Annotated in this window: 19 protein-coding genes; 8 read left to right on the top strand and 11 right to left on the bottom strand. The window is 38.5% G+C overall.

Features of this window, described 5'->3' with window-relative positions; translation table 11 throughout:
• Positions 1–180 precede the first annotated feature (180 nt).
• Together G7B18_RS15590 and G7B18_RS15595 are read right to left on the bottom strand one after the other, a co-directional pair.
• Positions 181–1,971: a chloride channel protein gene (locus G7B18_RS15590; protein WP_164108469.1), complete on the bottom strand. Its 1,791-nt coding sequence runs from the start codon at positions 1,969–1,971 to the stop codon at positions 181–183.
• Between the two features lie 9 nt (positions 1,972–1,980).
• Positions 1,981–2,922 (bottom strand): hydrogen peroxide-inducible genes activator, encoded by a 942-nt coding sequence (locus G7B18_RS15595; protein ID WP_164108468.1) that lies wholly within the window; start codon positions 2,920–2,922, stop codon positions 1,981–1,983.
• Positions 2,923–3,254: 332 nt separating this feature from the next.
• On the opposite strand from G7B18_RS15595, the gene G7B18_RS15600 reads away from it, so the two are divergent.
• The 4 genes from G7B18_RS15600 (at position 3,255) to G7B18_RS15615 (ending at position 7,801) form a co-directional block, all read left to right on the top strand.
• Positions 3,255–5,420, top strand: a complete 2,166-nt coding sequence (locus G7B18_RS15600) for a S46 family peptidase (RefSeq protein ID WP_164108467.1) — start codon at positions 3,255–3,257, stop codon at positions 5,418–5,420.
• Between the two features lie 64 nt (positions 5,421–5,484).
• Positions 5,485–6,177, top strand: coding sequence for a thioredoxin (trxA, locus tag G7B18_RS15605; protein ID WP_164108466.1), 693 nt, complete (start codon positions 5,485–5,487; stop codon positions 6,175–6,177).
• 1 nt (position 6,178) lies between these two features.
• Positions 6,179–6,556: a DUF423 domain-containing protein gene (locus G7B18_RS15610; RefSeq protein WP_164108465.1), complete on the top strand. Its 378-nt coding sequence runs from the start codon at positions 6,179–6,181 to the stop codon at positions 6,554–6,556.
• 6 nt (positions 6,557–6,562) lie between these two features.
• The gene (locus G7B18_RS15615) at positions 6,563–7,801 is read left to right on the top strand and encodes a chloride channel protein (protein ID WP_164123398.1); all 1,239 of its coding nucleotides are present in this window, start codon (positions 6,563–6,565) and stop codon (positions 7,799–7,801) included.
• 53 nt (positions 7,802–7,854) lie between these two features.
• Here G7B18_RS15615 and G7B18_RS15620 read toward each other — a convergent pair whose 3' ends face one another.
• From G7B18_RS15620 to G7B18_RS15650, 7 genes are all read right to left on the bottom strand, one after another.
• A complete protein-coding gene (locus tag G7B18_RS15620) occupies positions 7,855–8,112 on the bottom strand; it encodes a hypothetical protein (RefSeq protein ID WP_164108463.1) in 258 nt (85 codons plus the stop codon).
• Positions 8,112–9,344 carry a M64 family metallopeptidase gene (locus tag G7B18_RS15625; RefSeq protein ID WP_164123400.1) on the bottom strand — a complete coding sequence of 411 codons (1,233 nt, stop codon included), beginning with the start codon at positions 9,342–9,344 and terminating at the stop codon, positions 8,112–8,114. The genes G7B18_RS15620 and G7B18_RS15625 overlap by 1 nt, the downstream gene beginning before the upstream one ends.
• The gene (locus tag G7B18_RS15630) at positions 9,335–9,625 is read right to left on the bottom strand and encodes a hypothetical protein (protein WP_164123401.1); all 291 of its coding nucleotides are present in this window, start codon (positions 9,623–9,625) and stop codon (positions 9,335–9,337) included. Before G7B18_RS15630 ends, G7B18_RS15625 begins: the two co-directional genes overlap by 10 nt.
• 11 nt (positions 9,626–9,636) lie before the next feature.
• Entirely contained in the window at positions 9,637–9,840 is a 204-nt protein-coding gene (locus tag G7B18_RS15635) for a M64 family metallopeptidase (RefSeq protein ID WP_164123402.1), read from the bottom strand.
• A gap of 8 nt (positions 9,841–9,848) precedes the next feature.
• The gene (gene icd, locus G7B18_RS15640) at positions 9,849–11,111 is read right to left on the bottom strand and encodes an NADP-dependent isocitrate dehydrogenase (protein WP_164123404.1); all 1,263 of its coding nucleotides are present in this window, start codon (positions 11,109–11,111) and stop codon (positions 9,849–9,851) included.
• A 14-nt stretch (positions 11,112–11,125) separates the two neighbouring features.
• Entirely contained in the window at positions 11,126–13,255 is a 2,130-nt protein-coding gene (locus tag G7B18_RS15645; RefSeq protein ID WP_164108459.1) for a cation:proton antiporter, read from the bottom strand.
• Between the two features lie 109 nt (positions 13,256–13,364).
• The gene (locus tag G7B18_RS15650; RefSeq protein ID WP_164123406.1) at positions 13,365–14,582 is read right to left on the bottom strand and encodes an ABC transporter permease; all 1,218 of its coding nucleotides are present in this window, start codon (positions 14,580–14,582) and stop codon (positions 13,365–13,367) included.
• Between the two features lie 95 nt (positions 14,583–14,677).
• Here G7B18_RS15650 and fmt point away from each other — a divergent pair, with 95 nt between their 5' ends.
• Positions 14,678–15,595: a methionyl-tRNA formyltransferase gene (fmt, locus tag G7B18_RS15655; protein ID WP_164123408.1), complete on the top strand. Its 918-nt coding sequence runs from the start codon at positions 14,678–14,680 to the stop codon at positions 15,593–15,595.
• On the opposite strand, the gene G7B18_RS15660 is transcribed toward fmt, so the two are convergent.
• Positions 15,592–15,819, bottom strand: coding sequence for a helix-turn-helix domain-containing protein (locus tag G7B18_RS15660; protein ID WP_164108456.1), 228 nt, complete (start codon positions 15,817–15,819; stop codon positions 15,592–15,594). The genes fmt and G7B18_RS15660 overlap by 4 nt on opposite strands.
• A 251-nt stretch (positions 15,820–16,070) precedes the next feature.
• On the opposite strand from G7B18_RS15660, the gene G7B18_RS15665 reads away from it, so the two are divergent.
• Positions 16,071–16,931 (top strand): RNA polymerase sigma factor RpoD/SigA, encoded by an 861-nt coding sequence (locus G7B18_RS15665; RefSeq protein WP_079642450.1) that lies wholly within the window; start codon positions 16,071–16,073, stop codon positions 16,929–16,931.
• Positions 16,932–17,004: 73 nt separating this feature from the next.
• On the opposite strand, the gene G7B18_RS15670 is transcribed toward G7B18_RS15665, so the two are convergent.
• Complete coding sequence (locus G7B18_RS15670) at positions 17,005–17,736, bottom strand: SIMPL domain-containing protein (RefSeq protein ID WP_164108455.1); 732 nt, start codon at positions 17,734–17,736, stop codon at positions 17,005–17,007.
• Between the two features lie 231 nt (positions 17,737–17,967).
• On the opposite strand from G7B18_RS15670, the gene G7B18_RS15675 reads away from it, so the two are divergent.
• Both G7B18_RS15675 and G7B18_RS15680 read left to right on the top strand, forming a co-directional pair.
• A complete protein-coding gene (locus G7B18_RS15675) occupies positions 17,968–20,748 on the top strand; it encodes a prolyl oligopeptidase family serine peptidase (RefSeq protein ID WP_240452877.1) in 2,781 nt (926 codons plus the stop codon).
• Between the two features lie 154 nt (positions 20,749–20,902).
• Positions 20,903–23,092: a glutamine synthetase III gene (locus G7B18_RS15680; RefSeq protein WP_164108453.1), complete on the top strand. Its 2,190-nt coding sequence runs from the start codon at positions 20,903–20,905 to the stop codon at positions 23,090–23,092.
• Positions 23,093–23,284 lie beyond the last annotated feature (192 nt).

Raw genomic sequence — 23,284 nt, forward strand, 5'->3', positions numbered from 1 at the left:
GTTTTATTGATTCGTTTTAACTCTTTATGGCATCAATGAGGTTACTTCGTTCGGTTCAAAGGCCATTAAGAACTTTTTTCATAATGCTTTCATGTGCATTGGTATTCAAGAGCTCTCGCGATAACATCGGGATCGTTTCGCGGCAGTCGGTGATCCGCCAGTTGGCGAATCATGAAAGTTTTATTCTAAATAGGTTCCTTGCCTCATCAACAGTGCTCTATATTTATTAAATACTGCTGCCTTAGAAATAAAACCTAAATATCGATTATCATTATCGACTACCGGCAGTATCCAAACATCTTCTTTATTCATCTTTTGCATTACCCGTTCCATATCCTCATCTTCTTTGATAATATCGGTAGGCTTTTGCGCTAAAGAAGAAAATGATCGACCAGCTCCCTCCTCTTCACCTAATAATATGGAAAAGAGTTTCTCACTGTACAAAATCCCCAATAGCTTCTTTTCCTTATCAACAACCGGAAAAATATTTCTTTTGGAATGAATGATATCAATCTTTCTATCTAAAGGTGTCTCATCAGGGCTTAATTGCACGAAATTCCGTTCGGTGACATACCTTAGTTTCATCATACTCAATACCGTCCTGTCTTTGTCTTCATAGGATATCAAATCGCCCGACTCGGCAAGTACTTTGGTGTAGATCGAGTGCTTCATTAATGTTCTGTTGATTAAATACGAAATAGAAGCGACAATCATCAAAGGAACCATTAATGCATAGCCTCCTGTAATCTCAGCAATAAGAAATATACCGGTCAATGGCGCATGCATAATCCCACTCAATGCTCCTGCCATTCCTGCCATCACAAAATTAGGTACATTCAATTCAATAATACCAGTCAGGTTAACCCCATAAGCAAATGCAAATCCTAAGAGGCCGCCCATAACTAAGCTGGGGCCAAAAACACCACCATTACCTCCTCCACTAATGGTAAAGAGGGAGGCTAAGGATTTTGCAAATAAAGTAAGGACGGTATAGCAAACAACTACCCAACCCAAATCCCTATAATCGGAAAACAAACTATTCTTGACGATGGCATCAAACTGACCATCTAGAATCTGCTGCATTGTTAGATAACCTTCGCCATACAAGGCCGGAAAAATCAAAATCAATATACCCAATGCAACACCACTGCTCCAGACCTTATTGTAAGGGTTCTGTATCTTGGCAAACCAACCTTTGACCGACTGGCTTAACTTCGAAAAATAGACAGTGAACAGGCCTATTAATATCGCCAACAAAAAATAGAAAAATAACGCTCCAACCTCCCAGTCGGTAAGTGCCGTGTGAAAAAGGGGCTCGCTATATAAAAGCCTCGAAACCACAGCCGCTAATGCGGAAGAAATTAATAGAGGTATAAAAGCGGGAATGGAGAACTCGGGAAGTAATATCTCAATGGCAAAAATCATTCCTGCAATGGGGCTGTTAAAAGCTCCTGAAATACCTGCTGCCGCTCCACAAGCTAATAACATGGTAACTTCACGATAACTGAGACCAAAGAATCGGCCAATGTTAGAACCAATAGCCGAACCGCTATAGGCGATCGGTGCCTCCAGACCACAAGAGCCCCCAAACCCAACAGTTATAGCACTGGTTACAATTTGTGAGTATACATTATGCACTTCAATACGGCTCGACTTTCGGGATATGGAGTAAATAATGGGGGTGATTCCATGTTCAAACTTCTTCCCTTTCAGAAATTTACGCACATATAAGACACTCAATAATATGCCAATCAACGGAAAAACGAGATAAACGGAATACTTTATGTGCCATTCTACGTCGTCTTGTAAAGCTGAAGCAATAAAATGTGTCATACCTTTAAGTAGTGCCGCAGCTAAGCCCCCAATCAAGCCGACTAAAAAAGCAAGCAAAACCAGAAAGTTTCGATTTGAAACTCGCTGCATCCGCCACTTATTGATCTTATCTAATCTTTCCAGGAATTTACTTTTCATTGTGTTATTTTAGATGTTAAAACCGATTACATCTTTCTTCTTATTCGATTTAAACCGTTCGGGGATTGCATTTAAAATTTCATCCCGCAGAATATTCACCGCTAGCTTCTTTACATAATTATTCGTGGTCACAATACTTATTTCCCGGACCGGCTCTGGTGATTTGAAATAACGGACATGGTTTAATTGATCTTCATCATAGCCCAATATACTCAACTCCGGTAGAATGGTCAAGCCATCGTTAATTTCTACCATGCGCTTTAAAGTGTCTACACTTCCGGTGTTGTATTCAAATGTACCTTCGCCTCCCTGATTGTGTCTGTAATTACAAATATTAAGGACTTGCCCCCGCATACAATGTCCTTCGTTTAATAACCAAAGCTTCTCTTGAGAAAGGTCTTCGTAACCTAAAATTTTTTTTTCGAACAACTTACTCTTCTCAGACACATAGGCGACAAAAGTCTCGTAGAAAAGCGGAATCTCCAAAATAGCGTTATCCAATAAAGGTGTAGACAGCACGCCACAATCTAACGTTCCTATCTTCAATTCTTGAATTATACGTTCTGTCGTGTATTCCCAAACCTGTAACTGTACTTTAGGATATTTTTTCAAAAATGAAGTAATAATCATCGGCATCAAATATGGGGCTACAGTTGGAATAACGCCTATTTTAAATTCACCTTCCAACTCTCCTTTTGTTTCCTGTAGGATTTCATTAATCTTCTTACTTTCCATTAGGACAATACGAGCCTGTTTGATTAACTTACTCCCGATTTCGGTAGGAATTACAGGTTGTCTACTACGATCAAAAATCTTTACGCCGAGCGATTCTTCCAACTTTTGAATCTGCATACTCAAGGTAGGTTGCGTAACAAAACATTTCTCGGCAGCAGCAACAAAACTACGATAAGTATCTACTGCAATAACATATTCCAATTGGACTAGGGTCATTTTATAAGTTTTAACTATACAAAGATAGGAAATGAGGTATATAAAGTTAGGAATTTAGTATTTTTGAAAAAAACGTAAAACTATTAAAAAATGATTTTATGAAATACTCCTAATTTAGCGAAGCTAAAATATCCATGAGTCCGTCAACTGACGGATGACAGGTAAAAATAAAACACAAACATATATAAAATATCCGTGTAGCGGAACTGCAAAAATATCAATGAAAAGAACCGTGCTTGTGAGCCCTTCGAAAATATAATCTGGATATTCCATAGACCATTAAATGACAAACCGGTCCGCCGGTTGACGGATCATGAAATAATTATTTACATATGAAATATAACTTTAAATCATCATTTTTATTAGCTGCTCTACTGGGATTAGGAACGTTTAACTTTTCCGCATCGATCCCCGATGAAGGAATGTTTCCATTAAGTGAACTAAATAGAGCGGGGCTAAAAAAAGCTGGACTCAAAATTAGTGAAAAGGATATTTATAACCCTGGACAGATAGGCCTTGTCGATGCATTAGTACAAGTGTCTGGATGCTCTGGTTCGTTCGTCTCGCCTAATGGTCTCATTGTCACCAACCATCACTGTGCTTTCAGTGCCGTACAGCTGGCATCGAGTCCTCAACACAATTATCTGGAAAAAGGCTTTGTTGCTAACTCTCAGGAGCAAGAAATTGAAGCGAGGGGTCTTACTATACGAATTACGGAATCCTATGAAGACGTATCATCGCAGATATTAAACGCTGTCTCACAGATTAATGATCCTATAGAGCGTATCAACATAATCAATAAAAAGCGTGCTGAAATAGCGCAGGAAGCTGAAAATAAAGATCCCTCTATAAAGGCAGAGGTTTCTGAAATGTTTATCGGAAAAAGCTATGTCCTCTTTCGCTACCGTACCATCGAAGACGTGCGACTGGTTTATATACCCCGTCAGGATATCGGAGAATTTGGCGGCGAAACAGACAATTGGGTATGGCCTAGACACACCGGCGACTTCTCCTTTTTACGAGCATATGTCGCGCCAGATGGTAAATCAGCCAAGTACTCAAAAAATAATGTACCCTACAAACCTAAAAAGCACTTAAAAGTAAACCCTAAAGGTGTTGAAGAAAATGATTTCGTATTTATTTTGGGCTATCCAGGCAGAACTTTCAGACATAGACCAGCGCAATATATAGAATACCAACAACGGTTTTTACTGCCTTACACTTCTGAATTATATGATTTTCAAAATCAACAGATGTTGTTGGCTGGAAAAAATGATAAAGCAACAGAACTGGCGTTAGCTACTCGAATAAAACGTAACGCAAACGTATTAAAAAACTATAGAGGTAAATTAAAGGGTTTACGTAATATAGACCTGATACAAAGCAAAAAGCAGGAAGATTTAGCCCTAAGTCATTTCATCACTTCTAAACCCGAGTTAAAAGCAAAATATGCGAGTTTAATGACGGATATTGATCACCACTATCAACTGGTATTTAGCGACGCTGAACGTGAGCTATGGTTCAATAACCTCTACACTGGTATACGCTCGCTTCAGATCGCTTCCTTATTAAACGACTTTAAAGACATGTTGGCTGTACAAGTTGGCACTTCCAGCAAGCAACAGTTTTTTGACAATAATATCGCTCGGTTTAAGCAACAATTGGATGGTATCTATGAAAGCTACAATAAGAATGCGGATCAAAATATAGCAGGACATATGTTTGAACAAGCCTATCTCTTAAAGGATAAGAATACTATCGTAGCTGTTGCTGGTAAAAATTTTCCTAGTCAAGGACAAGCTAGCCAATATATCAAAGATGCTATCGTACAGTCAAAAATAAACGATAAAGAGACACTCTACGCTCAGGTGTTGAAAGACATGAGCAGTCTTTCCGCTTATAAAGATGAATTGCTCCTGTTCCAACAGAAAATTGAAAAGGAGATGGAGCCATTCCGTCAAGAGCAAAAGCGTCGTGAAGGTGTATTGAACAGACTCATGGGAGATTATGTCGCTGTAAAAGAGGTTTATCAATCTAAGAACTTCATCCCTGATGCAAACTCGACCTTACGCTTGACTTATGGCAATATAAAAGGTTACAGTCCTGCAGATGCAACATATATGAAACCATTTACAACCGTACGGGGTCTAATAGAAAAAGGGAACTCTGGAGATGTTGAATTCCGCTACCCTCAGGCAATAAAACAAGCTTGGTTGAATAAGAATTTTGGCGCTTATGTCAAATCAGATCTGAATGATGTTCCTGTAAATATTCTTTACAATATGGATACGACTGGCGGTAATTCCGGTTCGCCTATTATGAATGCTTATGGCGAATTGATCGGCGTAAACTTTGACCGCTCGTATGATGCTACGATCAATGATTTTGCCTGGAACGAAAGCTATAGTAGATCTATCGGTGTAGATATCCGTTATGTACTATGGATAGCTGATAAGATTGACAATGCACAATTTATATTAAAGGAAATGGGAATCTAATATAAGTAATGGGGAACTTTATTGATTAAAGTTCCTCGTCATATACTTTAAAGAAGCACTAAACATGAAAACTTTTATTTCACTACTTCTGGTGGGACTACTTTATACTACCGGGTTGGCACAAAGCAAAATATCGGTATCGGAAGCGGCCCAAATATTTGAAAAGAAAAAAAAGACACAACTCCTCGATGTACGTACCAAAAAAGAGTATTTAGATAAACACATCGCTAATTCTATAAATTTAGACTGGAATAAAAAAGCTGAATTTGAAGAAGGTATTACGTCTAAACTTAACAAGAAATCTCCCGTATATGTGTATTGTCTATCAGGAGGACGTAGCGCACAAGCCGCCAAGACTTTAGCCGACAGAGGTTTTACGGTATATGAGATTGATGGTGGCCTACTAAAATGGGAAGCCGCGAATCTACCATTGGAAAAAGAGCAATCTTCTACCCCTAAGGGACTGACATTAAAGCAATTCAAAACGATTACAAACGATAAGCAAATGGTTCTTGTTGACTTTTACGCGAGCTGGTGCGGACCTTGTAAGGAAATGGAACCTTTCATCCAGGAAATAGCTAAAAAATACGCAGAAAAAGTGAAAGTGGTAAAGATAGATGTTGATGAAAATAACACACTGACCAAACAATTGGGCATAACGAGTATCCCGGTTCTATTTCTATACAAAGACGGAAAGAGAATTTGGAAAAACATCGGGTTTGCAGACAAAAAAACTATAGAAAAACAACTTAACTAATATGCAGACAACAACACTTGTACTTGGAGCTAGCTTCGGAATACTAGCCATTACACTAGGTGCATTCGGAGCCCATGCCTTTAAAAAGCTTATAAGCGCCGAAAGACTAGCTTCATTTGAAGTCGGAGTGCGCTATCAAATGTATAGTGCATTAACCTTGTTGATAATCGGATTTTCTTCTGATTTCAGCCTATACACTCATCGCTTGGCGGTATATGGTATTGCGACTGGTACGGTTCTTTTCTCTTTCAGTATATTTTTCTTATCGTTTAGTGAATATTGGAAGTCGAATCTGCGCTTTTTGGGACCAATAACACCATTAGGTGGATTATTAATGATTGTCGGCTGGGGTGCATTGTTGGCTTCTTTCTTGTCGTAGAATTGTATGTACGCGAAAAGAAGTCTACAATTAAAAGGTCTCCTCTGGTACAACTGGCTGAAAATATGCATGGCGATAGCGTTGGTTACCGGATGTACCTCTGCGGCTTTTTTATATGCCCTCAGTGCCGTCACTGATCTTCGGGAACTTCACAGGGAGTTCCTTTGGGGGCTGCCTTTTGCAGGAATAGTGATCGTATTTCTGTATAAGTACTACGGCGGTAACGCAAGTAAGGGTAATAACCTACTCTTTGAAGAATACTACAACCCTAAAGGAAACATCCCTTTGACTATGGCTCCCTTGGTAGTCATAGCTACCTTATTAACCCATTTATTCGGCGGCTCTGCAGGACGTGAAGGTACTGCTGTACAATACGGTGGTACATATGCGGACCAAATCGCTAAGAAATTAAATCTTGATAAAACACAGCGCAGAATCGCTCTGATATGTGGCGTAGCTGCTGGGTTTGCCTCCTTATTTGGTACACCTCTCGCAGGAACTGCATTTGCGGTAGAGATGTTTCGGTGCGGAAAACTGAGATATCAAGCACTCATTCCGGCATTGTTTACAGCTTATCTGGCGCATGGAATCAGCTTATTATTAAAAGCTCCTCACACCCACTATCCCCTCATCCAGTTGGAGTTTGGGGATATTAAACATCTATTATGGGTTCTCCTTTTTGGCGTCCTGTCGGGACTCGTAGCCCGGCTATTTATTTATACAGGGGAAACTTTTAGCTTAGTCTTCAAAAAAATAAACAATCCTTATTGGCGCGTCTTAATCGGTGCTATAATCATCCTATCTATCGTAGTGATCATTGGTGATACCCGCCACATCGGTCTAGGGCTACCAACTATACTGGAATCTTTTAAAGAACCACAATCCGGGCTTGATTTTCTTCTCAAGATACTGCTGACATGCCTAACACTGAGTGTTGGTTTTAAGGGAGGAGAAGTAACTCCTCTATTTTTTATTGGTGCGACTTTAGCTAGTTTCATGTCTGTTTATATTCCCATCCCCTTACTTTTGATTACGGGACTAGGATTTGTTTCTGTATTCTCTGGATGTACTAAAACACCTTTTGCCTGCGCTGTCATGGCCGCGGAATTATTTGGCTTTCATATCCTCCCATTTGCACTAATCTGTACGTTGATCGCAGCATTTACCGCTGGCGGTAAGGGAATCTATCAAAGTCAAAAGCACAGAAAATTTAAGTCTAAAAAGACAAAGGTCAACTCTTTATAAAAACAGACATTCCGCCCCCCATGAAGATTTCATAGATTTTTAACTTTTTAATTTTACAGCAACAACACCTTCCAAGCCATAAAGATATCCCCTACACTTAAATACTCACGTGCTTTTAGCTGTAAATGGATGGTACGCGAGCTTTCGTCTCCTATAAAAGTATTTGTGAGTTCTAACACATCAGGTAAATTTCGTAAAAGGTCAACCTCTTGTTCGGACGGCAATGTATTAATGGACGATAACATATTCTTTTCTTCCATACTTAAGACAACAGACTCTTTTACAAAGAATGGTAAATCGTTGTAATTCATTATCTGGAATGTATTTTCAAATTGATAGCGTAATTATCACCTGTACAGGTCGTAGACCTATTCGCTTTTTGGACAAAAATACCTTTCTCTAAAATAGTCTTATCGACGACTACCATATGGCTATTTTCCTCCACCGAAACATACCTAGACTTTATGGCATCCCATGTATATAATGGATTACCATTCGATTCTGTCCACTTATACCTTTCTGTGCTATCTAGTACATCGTTGACTAAAGAGACAATATACTTTTGGGATTTGTTATTCCATTTTATTTTTACGCCGGGGGGTACTTGAAGTGCTGAAAAGCATAATATATTGACCGACGTGCGTTGTGATACTTTGCCATCAAGCTCCATATCGACATAATACCTGCTATTCTCAAAAATCCTAGGCGTGTGAAAAGTTGGACCTTCACTCAAAGGCTCTCCCCCTTCTTCCTTATCGTACCAACGGTACACACCATTGGCTGAAACATATTCAATATTTATTACCTGCGATGTACCATAACAAGTCTGCAACGAATCCGTGCAAGTAACTTTTGGAGCAACGATTTGTAAAACTGTATCCGCTACTATATTCCAGCTTTCAACATACACAGCATTGCTGTTATAGGTCGGATTCCGAACCAAAGATGTAGTATCCTCAACTATAATTTCAAGAACATTTTTGCCTGCTCCTAAATGCCCGGGATCTATACATACAGAAGGTATTTTAGAGTTAATAAAACCTGCGTTTAACAACCATTGTACTTTCAGTGTATTGGGAAATGGCAAAGCTAATTCTACTTTATACTGTTGTACTTTCCAACTTTGGTTTACCGTATCATAAGCGGGCTCTCTACGCAAAATAGGTGAAGTCAACTCATGGATTTTTCGAACGAACTGCTCTTGGCACACGCTACAAAACGGTGCTTTCAACGTCTGCATTTTACAAGACTCATGGGGTCGATACCAGTTTGATTTTGAATCTTTATTACCATAGGAATACACCTTAACTCCGTTAATACCTAACCAATGCGACCAAGCTACGTTATTCGCATCAGAAATTTGGCTGCTATTGGGACTTTCATAGGCATACTGATTGCCAGCCCAATACTTGTCTCCTAGCTTTGCAAAAAAATGGCCGATCTCATGGATAGCGATCTCGTTACTGGCCATATTAACTGTCGAAGTAGCATACGTTCCTCCTGAACCGCCGTAAAAAGGTGAATTTACGAGTATCAAGACCATGTCGTACTGCGGGTATGTGTCTTCAAAATTTCGGATATTAAGCTCTGGTTTTGAGGGACTACCAAACGATGGATATTACCGTTATCAAAACTACTTCCAAAAATTGTCTTTGGACGGCTCATAGGTACCTTCGCATTTCGCGGAAACTGGTTACTTTCTTTAACAGCAGTTGTGTGATGATCCTCAGGACAATCTATGGCTGTGCAAGCGTGTATAGCTCCAGATTCTTCAGAAATAGTTTTGATAGCATAAATATTAAAAAAAGACTCATAACTACGCATCGGATCTGTCTTCAAAAAAAACGAACGAAAATTTCGGCTTCTTTACTAAATTTATCCTGTTCTGCTTTTGTATATCCATCTCCGAGAATGACGAATGTCACCATCTTTTCATCCGGCCCTTGGTGTATCAACGTATCTATTTGGTATTTTTCTTGAGCAAAAATAAAATTAACCGCAGAAAAAACCCAAATTAAGAGAAAAGAAAATCTATTCATTTAGTCTCTTATAACTTCTCGATAATCCTGTCCGCAAACTCGCTCGTTTTTACCAATGTTGCATCCTGCATTAAGTTATAGAAATCTATTGTCACGGTCTTATCTTGAATAACTTCGCTCAATGCACGCTTAATTGTGTCAGCGGCCTCATTCCATCCCATATACTCCAACATCATGACGCCACTCAAAATAACAGAAGATGGATTCATGGAATCTGTTCCCGCAAATCTAGGTGCTGTCCCATGAGTCGCTTCAAAAATCGCATGGCCTGTTTTGTAATTTATATTGGCTCCTGGTGCTATACCTATCCCTCCAACCATAGCAGCGAGGGCGTCCGAAATATAATCTCCATTTAGGTTTAGTGTAGCTACAACGGCATAATCCTTTGGCGCTAACAAGATCTGCTGAAGAAAATTATCAGCAATAACATCCTTAATAATTATCTTTCCTGTTTGCTCCGCTTCCTTCTGCTCCGCATTCGCAGCTTCTTGCCCTCGGTCAGCTTTTGTACGTTCCCATTGCCCCCACGTATAAGTCTGCTCCCCAAATTCCTTCTCAGCAACCTCGAAGCCCCAAAGTTTAAAGGCCCCCTCTGTGTACTTCATAATGTTGCCCTTATGCACCAATGCTACAGAAGGTAATTTGTGTTCTAGTGCATAACTTATTGCGGCCCTGATTAACCTTTTCGATCCTTCTTCGGATACAAGTTTTATCCCCACACCGGTCGTGTTTGAAAAATTATATTGTACGCCCAAATGCTGCTTTAAATATTCCTGAAGCTCATTCGACTCTTTACTACCTGCCGCAAACTCTATCCCAGCATAAATGTCTTCCGTGTTTTCTCTAAAAACAACCATATTCACATCTTGCGGACGCTTCACTGGCGAAGGCACACCAGGATACCATGATGTAGGCCGCAGACATACGTATAAATCTAATTCCTTACGAAGTGCTACATTCAATGAACGGATACCTCCTCCTATAGGAGTTGTCAAGGGGCCTTTGATTCCAACTAAATATTCTTTAAAGATCGATAATGTTTCTTCAGGCAACCATTCACCTGTCAAATTAAATGACTTCTCTCCTGCCAACACTTCTTTCCAAACAATCCTCCGCTTTCCTTCATAACTCTGTTTAACGGCCTCATCAAATACTCGAACCGAGGCGTTCCAAATATCTGGACCGATTCCATCTCCGATAATAAAAGGTATAATGGGCTCATCGGGTACCACTAAACCTCTACTTGTATTCATTGTTATCTTCGCTTCCATAACTACGATATTGATTATTTCTCCTTGTTAAACATATTTCCTATTTCACGACTTATCTTTCTGAAAATCGGTGCTGTCTGAATATCTTCATACTCATCAATATGCAAATCTGCCTGACGACTTGGGAACAGAAGTATTAGATTTTGATTTTTATAATAACGGCCTACCCTCCGCGCTAAACCATCTAATGCGTCCCTGTAAGAGACCTCACCACTTCTAGAGGATACAAATACCAATAATGAATCAACATTGCTAAATGTCGCCAGACCGTAAATATTATCCCAATCTTCGTAATTGCCATAATGCAACGGTACGCTTGATTTGAGAAGTTTCTGAACCTCTTCTGTAGCCCCTTGTGTACGTCCATTACAAATAAAATTAACAGGTAAAGAGAGTTCTTGTGCCAATTTTAGAATCTTCTCCAACCAATACTCAAAACCAACCTCCGACTCTGCTAATGGAGGAACGAACACTGTGATAGATTTGTGTGAAATCAGCGGCTTTTCCAATCGGCACATGAACAAGGTTGTATCTGTAGAATTCACGATACTTTCTGTCTTTTCACCAACAATTTTCTCAACGAAAGAAACTGCACTAGGCCATCCCATAATGATACAGTCTACCAGTGAATGTCTAGACATTCTGGCAATCCCTGCAGCAATATTATAATCAATCGTTGTCAATAATTCCACTTCAGTTTCCGATCCTGATGCGTACTGCGCCATATTGTCCAGATTTCTGCGGGCTTCGATCAAATTTCGCTCAGCTCGTTCATTATCTGGAACTACGCTAAGTATACTCAACGGGTAATGTGACTTTTTCGATTTGATCATGGTAGCGAAGTCTAAGATGGGTTCCATATTGTTCAAATTCGCAATCGGAATCATTATCTGCTCTTCTCCCTCTTCCACATGCTCGACATGCGCATCGTCTTGATGACCTTCCATTACAACTTTTTTCGAAGCGCTTTCGGTTACCATAGATGCTATGATACAGGTTACAAGGATGAGAACTATAGTTCCATTTAACACGTTCTCATCTATAATATTATTGCTATACCCCACCATAATTACAGCAAGAGTTGCCGCTGCATGGGCGTTACTCAATCCAAAGATCAAGTTTCTTTGATTTCCAGTGTACTTAAAAACTAACTGAGTAGCGGTGGCTGCCAGATATTTACCTGACACAGCAACTACGGTCAATGTGCCAGCTACAATTAGCGCCATAGGTCCTTTTGCCAATACGCTGACGTCAACGATCATCCCCACCGAGATCAGAAAAAAAGGAATAAAGATTGCATTTCCAATAAATTCTATCCGATTCATTAATGCCGAAGAATGAGGTATGAGCTTGTTTAAGGCTAATCCCGCAACGAATGCCCCTATGATCGGCTCTAGACCAGCCATCTCTGCCAAAAAAGCTGCAAAAAAAACAACCGTTAGTACAAAAATATAATGCCCTGTCTTCTCGGATTGAATTTTTTCAAAAAACCATTTCGCAATTTTCGGAATAATACCGAACATAATAAATAAGAATACCGCAAAGGAAATGCCTAGAGTAACCCAAAACTCCTGATTTATACTCCCTTGGGAGGCTCCCGTAATAACCGCCAAGATAATTAAAACTGCAGTATCGGTCAATATCGTACCTCCTATTGTAATAGCTACAGCCTCGTGCTTGGAAATACCATATCGATTGACAATAGGATATGACACCAAAGTATGGGTAGCAAACATGCTAGCTATCAGAATACTCGCTAATGTTCCATAACCCAATAGGTAATAGCAAACAGGAAAACCGATAGCAATAGGTATAGCAAATGTGAAAAGACCGAACATAATGCTTTTATGTTTAGTCTTTTTGAACTCATTCATATCTAACTCAAGCCCTGCAATAAACATGATATACAATAGACCAATGGTAGAAAAAAGATTTACAGCTGAACTTTTTTCTAACCAATTGAGTCCATGCGGACCTATAACAACTCCTGATAATATCAAACCAATAATACCGGGCACACGAATAGGCCGAAGTAAAATAGGGGCTAGAAGTATAATAAAAAGTACTAAAGAAAAAACAAGTACCGGATTGGTTAGTGGTGCTTCAAATGCTTCGGATAAATGTTCAAAAATCTTACTGCCCATATATAAATTGAAAGTTCATTTAATTTATGACAATCCAAAACAAAGGATTGTAAACGTACGTAAAGTACAAAAAAAAGTAGACCTATTAAAGAAAGAAGATTTTTAAAGTCTATTTAAACTGTATAGTCTTGATTGGAGAAATCCGAGAAATAAGCATTGAAGGAATGAATAAAGTCAACAAAGCTATCAAAACAATACTGAAGTTCAGTAGAAGAACTGTCCCAAAATCTATAAACATCGGAACGTACTCGATATAATAAATCGCTGGATCTAATTTAAAAAAATGAGTTTGATTTTGTAAAAAATAGATAAACAAGGCCAGAGCATTCCCTATCATTAAGCCGTAGCCAATTAAATACAAAGAATTTAACAAAAAAATCTTTCGTATTTCACGATTGACCATCCCCATAGCCTTGAGCATGCCGATTAAGAATGTCCGCTCTAAAATAGTAATTAGTAATGAAGAAATCATATTGATAACTGCCACAATAACCATAAGTACGAATATGATATCATCGTTCATATCTAGCATCTTCAACCAATTGAAAATATCAGCAAGGTGCTCGACTACATTTGTCGATTTCATCTCCAAAGGCAAAACATCATCAACTTCGTCTGTAGTTTGCTGCAACTGCTCAAAATCCTTAATCCTAATTTCGTATGCTCCTGCTTCTGTATCCCCCAGATTGTTCAATCGGCGTATTAGCTCTAATGAGCCTATTACATAATTATTATCAAGCTCTTCTGAGTTTGTGCGGAATATCCCCTTAACTACAAACTTTCGCTTACGCGTTCTGTTATCCTGAACAAAAGACATCACGAAACTATCGTTTAGTTCGAGATGCAAACGTTCCGACAAATAAGAAGATATCAAAAGTTGACTATCCGCTGTCTCTTCTTTGAAATCTAATGTATCACCTCTAACCAAGGTCTTAGCAAGAAATGATTGATCGTATGTAGACTCTACCCCCTTCAACATTACTCCTTCTACTTCTCTATTTACATTCATAATGCCAACCTTTGTTGCAAAAGGGGAAATAGAAACAACATTCGGAATACCACGAATCTCTTCGATTTTAGCAGCAGATAAAGAGATGGGCGCATTTTCAGCTTGATTTAAATCCTGTTTAGTGATAATTATATCACTAAAAAAACCACGCTGCTTATCGGTAATCTCATCCTTAAATCCCCTTAAAATTGCTACGGAAAGAAGAATTGCAATAACTGCCAATGCAAGCGCTCCAATCGTGACACGTACAATGAGCTTTGAAAAGGTTCTTTGCCCTTTGAAAATTATTCGCTTTGCAATAAATAATGGAAAATTCAAGCTGAAATATAATTTTGTAACTTCGCAAAGTTAACAATTTTTGCAACTTGACAAATGAGACACTCAAAGTGTTTCGAAAATAAAAAAAAGTATTTATGCGTATCATATTCATGGGAACTCCCGACTTTGCCGTAGCTTCCTTAAAAGCCCTTCTTGATGCAGGAGAAAACGTTGTTGCTGTAATAACAAGTCCTGACAAACCTGCTGGTCGTGGTCAGAAATTACATCAGTCTGCTGTCAAGCAGTTCGCTCTGCAACATAACCTACCTATATTGCAGCCTGAAAAGCTCAAAGATGCTTTATTTTTAGAAACTTTAAAATCTTTTAAAGCTGATCTGCAGGTTGTGGTTGCTTTTCGTATGCTTCCTCAGGCTGTCTGGGACATGCCATCGATGGGAACCATCAATGTGCACGCCTCCTTACTACCGCAATATCGCGGTGCAGCCCCGATCAATCATGCTATCATCAACGGCGAGAAGGAGACTGGAGTAAGCACCTTCCTCTTACAACATGAAATTGATACGGGCAATATTTTACTTAGTAAAAAAGTTAAGATAGAAGACAATGACACCGCTGGCTTGGTGCATGACAAACTGATGTATGCAGGAGCTGAAATTCTTATTGATACAATCCAAGGCTTAAAAAATAACAGTATCACACCAATACCTCAGAAAGATATCGCATCAACAGAGATTAAACATGCACCTAAGATTTTCAAGGATGACTGCCTTATTGACTGGAACAAAAACACTCAAGATGTCTATAATAAAATAAGAGGATTGAGCCCCTACCCTGCCGCCTACACCTTACTAGACAATAAAGTACTTAAAATATACGAAGTTACGACAGAAGTAGTTTTTACTGGAACCCCCCCTGGAGATTTTTATACGGATAGCAAGAGCTTCTTGAAATTTTGTACACAAGATGGGTATATCAACTTGTTATCTCTACAAATTGAAGGAAAGAAGAGAATGTCTATTGAAGAATTCCTGAGAGGATATCGGTTCGATTAAACCTCACTATCGGACAAGTCATCCTCTTTGTACGCTATTATATCACCCGGCTGGCAGTCAAGTGCACGACAAATGGCTGCCAATGTGCTCAATCGAATTGCCTTTGCTTTTTGGTTTTTTAAGATAGAGAGATTTGAAAGTGTAATTCCTACACGATCACTAAGCTCGTTTAGGGACACTTTTCTTTTTGCCATCACTTCATCTAAACGTATTATTATACCCATAATGTTATTTATTTAATTTTCATTGTTTATAAAACATTTTTCAAAAAAAAAGGTTTTAACCTTAGAATAATATTTTACAAATGACAATATGTAACAATCAATAATTTTGGAACGATTTTTGATATTAATGATAGGTTTTAATACTTCCTATAACTACCTCAAAATGAGTATATAAATTACATTTTTGTTACACAATACGAAGATTTTTTTTTGTATTTTTGCAACATTCCAGAAGAAAGGTATAAATTTTAATGAGACAGCTCAAAATTACACAATCGATCACGAATCGTGAATCACAATCTCTAGACAAGTACTTACATGAAATTGGTAAAGTTGACTTGATTACCGCTGAAGAAGAAGTAATCTTAGCGCAACGGATTCGCGAGGGAGATCAGGTAGCATTAGAAAAGTTAACAAAAACCAATTTACGTTTCGTCGTATCTGTAGCCAAACAATATCAAAATCAAGGACTCACATTGGGAGACTTGATTAATGAGGGAAATTTAGGCCTTATAAAAGCAGCTAAGCGATTTGATGAAACTAAGGGATTTAAGTTTATTTCTTATGCAGTGTGGTGGATTCGTCAATCTATTTTGCAGGCTATCGCTGAACAATCGCGTATCGTACGTCTCCCTCTAAACCAAGTAGGGTCACTAAGTAAGATCAGCAAAGCTTTTTCAAAATTAGAGCAGGAATACGAAAGAGAGCCTTCTCCTGAAGAATTAGCTGACATCTTAGAAACTACCGTAGACAAGGTATCTGACACATTAAGTAATTCGGGTCGACACGTATCCATGGACGCTCCTTTCGTACAAGGAGAGGAAAATACCCTACTAGATGTATTAGAAAACTCTGATCCAGATACGGATAGTTCTCTTATCGATGAGTCACTGTCAGAAGAAATCAAAAGATCTTTATCGACATTGACAGAGCGTGAACGAGAAATTATCGTTCTATTTTTCGGGTTAGGATCCAATCACCCACTTTCACTTGAAGAGATCGGTGAAAAATTCAATTTAACGAGAGAGCGCGTACGTCAGATCAAAGACAAAGCTTTACAACGACTACGTCACACTTCTCGCAGCAAAATTTTAAAATCTTATTTAGGTTAATACAAAGACCGATAAATGGAAAAGCGCAAGAGATAATCTTGCGCTTTATTTTTTTCACTTTTCAACCATCTCCTTATTGACCATAACTTGCTTTTATTGTAATATTAGCAGTTTTTAAACGTGCCGTTGTATTAAATACACCGCCGTAGGAAAAGTCTTCATTATCGTTCTGCCCCGTTATCTGGAATATTCCCAAATCTGCCCTGAGAAGCTTTCCTAGACTGGAACCGGATTCCTTAGCAATATTTTCGGCCCTTGCCTTAGCGTTTAGTGACGCTTCAGCGATTAAAGAAAGCTTTAAATCCTCCAATTTTGAATAATAATAATTAGGCGAATTGGAACTCAACTCAACGCCTTGCGAGATAAGTGTAGAAATTTCTCGCGACGCATTATCGACTTTATTTAAGTCTTTCGACTCTATGCTCACCATCTGCGTAAGACTATAACCTGAAAACGTATTATAGCTATTACCTCGCTCATCCGTATGATAAGAAAAGTCTTTCATGATATTTACGGCATTAAACAAGATCTCGCTTTCTTCGATACCCTGTTGTATTAAAAAGCTCTTCACTAAATCCCGGTCTCTCTTTAATTGTTCAGATGCCTCACTAAGATCCATAGATTTGCGACTATAAGAAGCAGTCCATTTAACAATATCTGACTCAAAATCCTTTTTTGCATTTCCTGTAACATTAATTGTATTATTAACGCTATACTTATACTTATAAGCGCTAGCTAACACAAAAGCTGAAGCAAGCAACCCGATAGCGGCCACTACACTAATTACAATACCTGTTGATTTCATATTTCCATTATTTTGATTTAACAACTACGCTTGATTTCCTATTCGAATATACATAGTAATAGTAATTAACGTGCCAAAATAAGCAATACCCTATTTATATGTAATTTTTATATTCGGTATTCGCTAATATGCTTCATTTTTTCTATGTTTGACCGGACTGAACAATCTCATTATTCAATGAACAAAAGCTTATTAACATCGATTATCTGCAGTTTAACCCTGCCTGCTCTAATGGCACAAAAAAAGCCTATAGACCATTCAACATATGATATCTGGAAAAATATAACCTCAACAGATATCAGCAAATCGGGAAGTTATGTTTTCTATACCGTATCGCCACAGGAAGGCGACGGATACCTTGAACTAAAAGACAAAAACAACAAATTAATACAACGCATTGACCGCGCATCCGGACCAAAAATTACAGAGGGAGAGAAATTTCTGGTCAGCACGATAAAGCCACCTTTCAAGGACATCCGGGAGGCTAAAATTAAAAAGAAAAAAGCGGAGGACTTTCCAAAAGATTCGTTGATAGTTTTTAACATCGAGCAACGGCAACAAATTAAGCTTGGACCTATTAAAAATTTTAAAGTAGCACAAAATACGCTTAATTATATTGCGTATACGCAAGTTTTAAATATTCCTTCTGTCGCTGACAGCTCAAAAGGTCGAGTAGATAGCACAAGTACTGAATTACTCAAAAAAGGCACCAAGGGAACAAAAGCGAAAAAAGAAAATGTGTTAGTCTTACAACAACTCTCATCGGGTGACACGATTCAATTCTGGAAAGCAGATATTTATCTTTTTAGCAACAATGAGAAATACCTGGTATTCAACAAAAAAACAGAGGAAAAAGACAGCTCAGGTGTTGACGGCCTCTATCTCTATGATCTTTCAAAAAAAGCACTGCAAAAAATCAGTAACGGAAAAGCTGTTTATAAAAGCATAACATTTGACGACCAAAGTAATCAGATTTCTTTTCTAGCTGACAAAAGTCCGTCGAAAGCCCAAATAAAAGACTTCAAACTATACCTATATAAGATAGGACAAGATTCAGCGAGAATGCTCATTGACAAGAACACACAGGGAGTACCGAAAGATTGGTATGTGTCTGGCGATGGTCAACTATCATTCGACGCACACGGCAAAAAGCTTTTCTTTGGTCTAGTACCCATCCCTGCTGTAAAAGATACGACATTGATTGAATTCGAAAATGCAAAAGTCGATATATGGCATTGGAAAGACGATTATTTGATGACACAGCAACTTGTCAATTTAAAAAGAGATTTAGCCAAAAACTATGATGCTGTATACAACCTAAATACAAACCAGTTAATATCTTTGATCGACGATACGTTTGACAAAACATCTTACACAGATGCCGCTACTGAAGAATGGATAATGGCCACAACTACTTTTGGCAACAGGGTTGCATATCAATGGCAAGCTTATCAACTACAAAAAATCTATGCGATATCTACTCGTACGGGTGAGCGAAAATTAATAAAGTCAAACTGGAATGGACAAGGATATCTATCTCCTGACGCCGAATATATCGTACTATTTAACGAACAAGATGGAAATTGGTACAGTCATCACATTGCTACAGGCACAGAGCACCAGCTAAATAAAGGTCTATCGGTATCATTTGCTGACGAAGAAAATGATATGCCAACGACAGCTTCGTCTTATGGAATAGCAGCGTGGGCAGATAATAACACAGGTATATATATCAATGACCGATATGACGTTTGGTATTTTTCTTTGGATGGAAAAACAAAAAAATGTATTACCAATCAATTCGGCAGAAACAATAAGCTGGTATTTAGGTTAATAAATGCACGAAACAACAACGATCCCAGAAAAAGGACATTTAAAATAAATGAAAAAACACCGCTATTTTTAACTAGTTTCAATGAAACAAACAAAGAGAATGGTGTATTTAGTGTAGACCCATCAAAAACTAAAAATCCTTTAGAAATTATCCAAGATAAATTCACATTTAAGAATTTTTCAACTGATCAACAGTCTAAAACCTACATTTACACAAAAGAAAACTATAACAAAAGTCCTGACCTCTATGTTTCTACGCAGTTTAAAGGCGAACAAAGACTCACGGATATCAATCCGCAACAAAACGAATACAACTGGGGCACAGCGGAACTCGTAAAGTGGGTAACACCAAACGGTCACCCGGCTGAAGGAATTTTATATAAGCCTGAAAACTTCGACCCGACAAAAAAATATCCAATAATAGCTTATTTCTATGAAAAGCTATCTCAAGGTCTTTATACCTACCACCCCCCAGCCCCTACACCTTCAAGGCTCAATATACCATACTTTGTGAGCAACGAATATTTAGTCTTTGCGCCAGACATTTCATATAAAACCGGCCAGCCTGGCAAATCCGCAGAAGAATACATCAACTCAGGAATGCGACACTTGGCACAAAATGCTTGGGTAGACTCCACAAAAATGGCGATTCAAGGTCAGAGCTGGGGCGGTTATCAAGTGGCACACTTAATAACCCGTACCAATATGTATGCTGCGGCCTGGACTGGTGCTCCTGTTGTCAATATGACCTCTGCATATGGTGGTATTCGTTGGGGAACGGGTATGTCCAGACAATTTCAATACGAGAAGACACAAAGTCGACTAGGTGCCACTCTTTGGGAGGATAGAGATCTATATATTGAAAACTCACCTTTATTTTTTATGGATAAGGTAAATACACCTGTAGTCATCATGCACAACGACAATGACGGAGCCGTACCGTGGTATCAGGGGATAGAAATGTTTACCGCATTACGTCGACTACAAAAACCTGCCTGGTTACTAAATTATAACGGGGATGACCACAACTTGATACAAAGACAGAACAGGAAAGACATCCAAATCCGACAAAGCCAATTCTTCGATCACTTCTTAAAAGGAAAACCAGCGGCAGAATGGATAAAAACCGGAGTAAATGCAACTAAAAAAGGTATAAACTGGGGTTTAGACACAAAATAATCAAAAAAACCCAATATTATACACCAAAAACACTCGAAAAATTTATTTTTTTCGAGTGTTTTTTTTGATTTTTATAAAAAAATAAAAAAATAGATTGTATTTTTGAAACAGAAGATGTAAATCACAAAAAAAATCAACTCCAACACAAAACCCAATGTCAAGTATCAGATTTGAATCCGTAAATGCTGCCTCATCCAGACACGCATTGCCCGAAGAAAAGGTGGTCACAAAAAGAGCTATCACTATTTTTGGCAAAAATGTATTTACTATTGCCAAAATGAAAGATTTTCTGCCGAAAACAACTTTCAAAGAACTGACCAAAGCAATAGAAGACGGTGAACCAATCACTCGAGAAATTGCTGAGTTCATATCTCAGGCCATGAAAACATGGGCTATCCAAAACGGGGTATCTCATTACACGCACTGGTTTCAACCATTAACAGGAACTACTGCAGAAAAACACGATGCCTTTTTTGAACCTGATGAAAACGGTGATGCTATTGAAAAATTCACAGCTGATGCATTGGTGCAACAAGAACCCGACGCCTCTTCATTTCCAAATGGAGGTATCCGAAATACGTTTGAAGCACGTGGATATACAGCATGGGATCCTTCTTCTCCTGCTTTTATCTATGAGTCTGCTGCCGGAAAAACACTTTGTATCCCTACCGTATTCGTATCCTATACAGGTGAGTCTTTAGATTATAAAGCTCCTTTACTGAAAGCGGTAAATGCAATAGATAAAGCTGCAACTGATGTAGCACAATACTTTGATAAAGCGGTCACTAAAGTAAATGCCTCACTAGGAATTGAGCAAGAATATTTTTTGGTAGACCTTGCCCTTTACAACGCGCGTCCCGACTTGCAACTAACCGGACGCACACTATTTGGACATATGTCTGCTAAAGGACAACAATTAGAAGATCACTACTTTGGTGCCATTCCTGAGCGGGTATTGGCTTTCATGGTCGATCTAGAAAATGAAGCCCTTAAGCTCGGTATCCCCTTAAAAACCCGTCATAATGAGGTAGCTCCTTCGCAGTTTGAATGTGCACCTATGTATGAAGAGATAAATTTAGCAATCGATCATAATCAATTGCTGATGAATGTCATGGAGCAAGTCGCAATACGTCATAATTTTAAAGTGCTTCTACATGAAAAGCCTTATTCAGGGGTTAACGGATCCGGCAAACACAATAACTGGTCACTAATTACCAACACTGGAGTAAACTTGCTGTCTCCTGGGAAAACACCTAAGAACAATCTTATGTTCTTAACGTTTTTCGTAAACACAATCAAAGCCGTTCACGAATATGCTGACCTACTGCGTGCTTCTATCGCAAGTCATAGTAACGATCATCGTTTGGGTGCCAACGAGGCTCCACCAGCTATCATATCTATTTTCCTAGGATCTCAATTGGATGAGTTATTGGAAGAAGTAGAATCCGCACGCGTAGCCAAAAAAGTTAAGTCAGAAGCGAACCTTTGGCATGGAATCCCTAAAATCCCTGAATTAAAATTGGACAATACCGATCGCAACCGAACTTCTCCTTTTGCTTTTACAGGTAATAAATTTGAATTTCGTGCGGTAGGCTCCTCAGCAAACTCTGCGCTACCAATGACAGTATTGAATGCTATTGTAGCAGCTCAGCTGATTGAATTTAAAATTGAGGTAGATAAGCAAATCAAAAAAGGAACGAAAAAAGACCTTGCTATACTTAACGTAATAAGAAAATATATCAAAGAGTCCAAAGCTATCCGATTCGAAGGAAATGGATACAGCGATGAGTGGGCACAAGAAGCTGAGTCCAGAGGGCTTTCAAATATTAAATCTACACCAAAAGCTTTAGATATTTATGTCAAAGAAGAAACGATTGCTTTGTTCGAGAGACTAGGAATTTATTCTAAACGCGAATCTGAAGCTCGTCACGAGATTCTTTTGGAAAACTTCTATAAGAAGCTACAGATTGAAGCCCGTGTAATCGGGGAAGTGGTAAATAGTCAGATCGCACCTGCTTGTTTCGTCTATCAGAATGAACTGATAACCAACGTGCAAGGCCTTAAAGATTTAGGGCTGGCAAAAGAAGCTTATTCTTCCCAATTGAATCTGGTCGAGCGTATATCCAAGCATGCAAACACTATATTGGAGAAGTCTGAAGAGATGCGTCAAGCGCGTAAAACAGCAAACACTGTTGAAGACTTAAGAGAGAAAGCCATCAGCTATGATGAAATTGTTAAGCCATATTTCGATGAAATACGTTACCACGTCAATAAACTGGAAAAAATCGTTGACGACTCAAGATGGCCGCTACCAAAACTACGCGAACTCTTGTTTATTCACTAAGTAAACTAATCAACCTTTATATTTTAACTAAAGAGACATCTAAATGGGTGTCTCTTTTTAATTAAATCATCTTTGACGAAAATATTAGTGCTTACTTTAATTGATTTCTATAAGCCACATAAATATCCATATTACTTCCATTCTTGTTGGTATTTATGATAATTTACTTTTTTTTATATAAAGATGGGTTAA

The sequence above is a fragment of the Sphingobacterium sp. xlx-130 genome, from assembly GCF_011007405.1.
GTDB lineage: Bacteria > Bacteroidota > Bacteroidia > Sphingobacteriales > Sphingobacteriaceae > Sphingobacterium > Sphingobacterium luzhongxinii.

Excerpts from the sequence above, each read along its gene's own strand:
- trxA (WP_164108466.1), top strand. The coding sequence starts at position 5,485 with ATGAAAACTTTTATTTCACTACTTCTGGTGGGACTACTTTATACTACC.
- G7B18_RS15595 (WP_164108468.1), bottom strand. The coding sequence starts at position 2,922 with ATGACCCTAGTCCAATTGGAATATGTTATTGCAGTAGATACTTATCGT.
- G7B18_RS15665 (WP_079642450.1), top strand. The coding sequence starts at position 16,071 with ATGAGACAGCTCAAAATTACACAATCGATCACGAATCGTGAATCACAA.
- G7B18_RS15635 (WP_164123402.1), bottom strand. The coding sequence starts at position 9,840 with ATGAATAGATTTTCTTTTCTCTTAATTTGGGTTTTTTCTGCGGTTAAT.
- G7B18_RS15660 (WP_164108456.1), bottom strand. The coding sequence starts at position 15,819 with ATGGGTATAATAATACGTTTAGATGAAGTGATGGCAAAAAGAAAAGTG.
- G7B18_RS15675 (WP_240452877.1), top strand. The coding sequence starts at position 17,968 with ATGGCACAAAAAAAGCCTATAGACCATTCAACATATGATATCTGGAAA.
- G7B18_RS15610 (WP_164108465.1), top strand. The coding sequence starts at position 6,179 with ATGCAGACAACAACACTTGTACTTGGAGCTAGCTTCGGAATACTAGCC.
- G7B18_RS15600 (WP_164108467.1), top strand. The coding sequence starts at position 3,255 with ATGAAATATAACTTTAAATCATCATTTTTATTAGCTGCTCTACTGGGA.
- G7B18_RS15615 (WP_164123398.1), top strand. The coding sequence starts at position 6,563 with ATGTACGCGAAAAGAAGTCTACAATTAAAAGGTCTCCTCTGGTACAAC.
- G7B18_RS15620 (WP_164108463.1), bottom strand. The coding sequence starts at position 8,112 with ATGAATTACAACGATTTACCATTCTTTGTAAAAGAGTCTGTTGTCTTA.
- fmt (WP_164123408.1), top strand. The coding sequence starts at position 14,678 with ATGCGTATCATATTCATGGGAACTCCCGACTTTGCCGTAGCTTCCTTA.
- G7B18_RS15670 (WP_164108455.1), bottom strand. The coding sequence starts at position 17,736 with ATGAAATCAACAGGTATTGTAATTAGTGTAGTGGCCGCTATCGGGTTG.
- G7B18_RS15645 (WP_164108459.1), bottom strand. The coding sequence starts at position 13,255 with ATGGGCAGTAAGATTTTTGAACATTTATCCGAAGCATTTGAAGCACCA.
- G7B18_RS15630 (WP_164123401.1), bottom strand. The coding sequence starts at position 9,625 with ATGCGTAGTTATGAGTCTTTTTTTAATATTTATGCTATCAAAACTATT.
- icd (WP_164123404.1), bottom strand. The coding sequence starts at position 11,111 with ATGGAAGCGAAGATAACAATGAATACAAGTAGAGGTTTAGTGGTACCC.
- G7B18_RS15625 (WP_164123400.1), bottom strand. The coding sequence starts at position 9,344 with ATGGTCTTGATACTCGTAAATTCACCTTTTTACGGCGGTTCAGGAGGA.
- G7B18_RS15680 (WP_164108453.1), top strand. The coding sequence starts at position 20,903 with ATGTCAAGTATCAGATTTGAATCCGTAAATGCTGCCTCATCCAGACAC.
- G7B18_RS15590 (WP_164108469.1), bottom strand. The coding sequence starts at position 1,971 with ATGAAAAGTAAATTCCTGGAAAGATTAGATAAGATCAATAAGTGGCGG.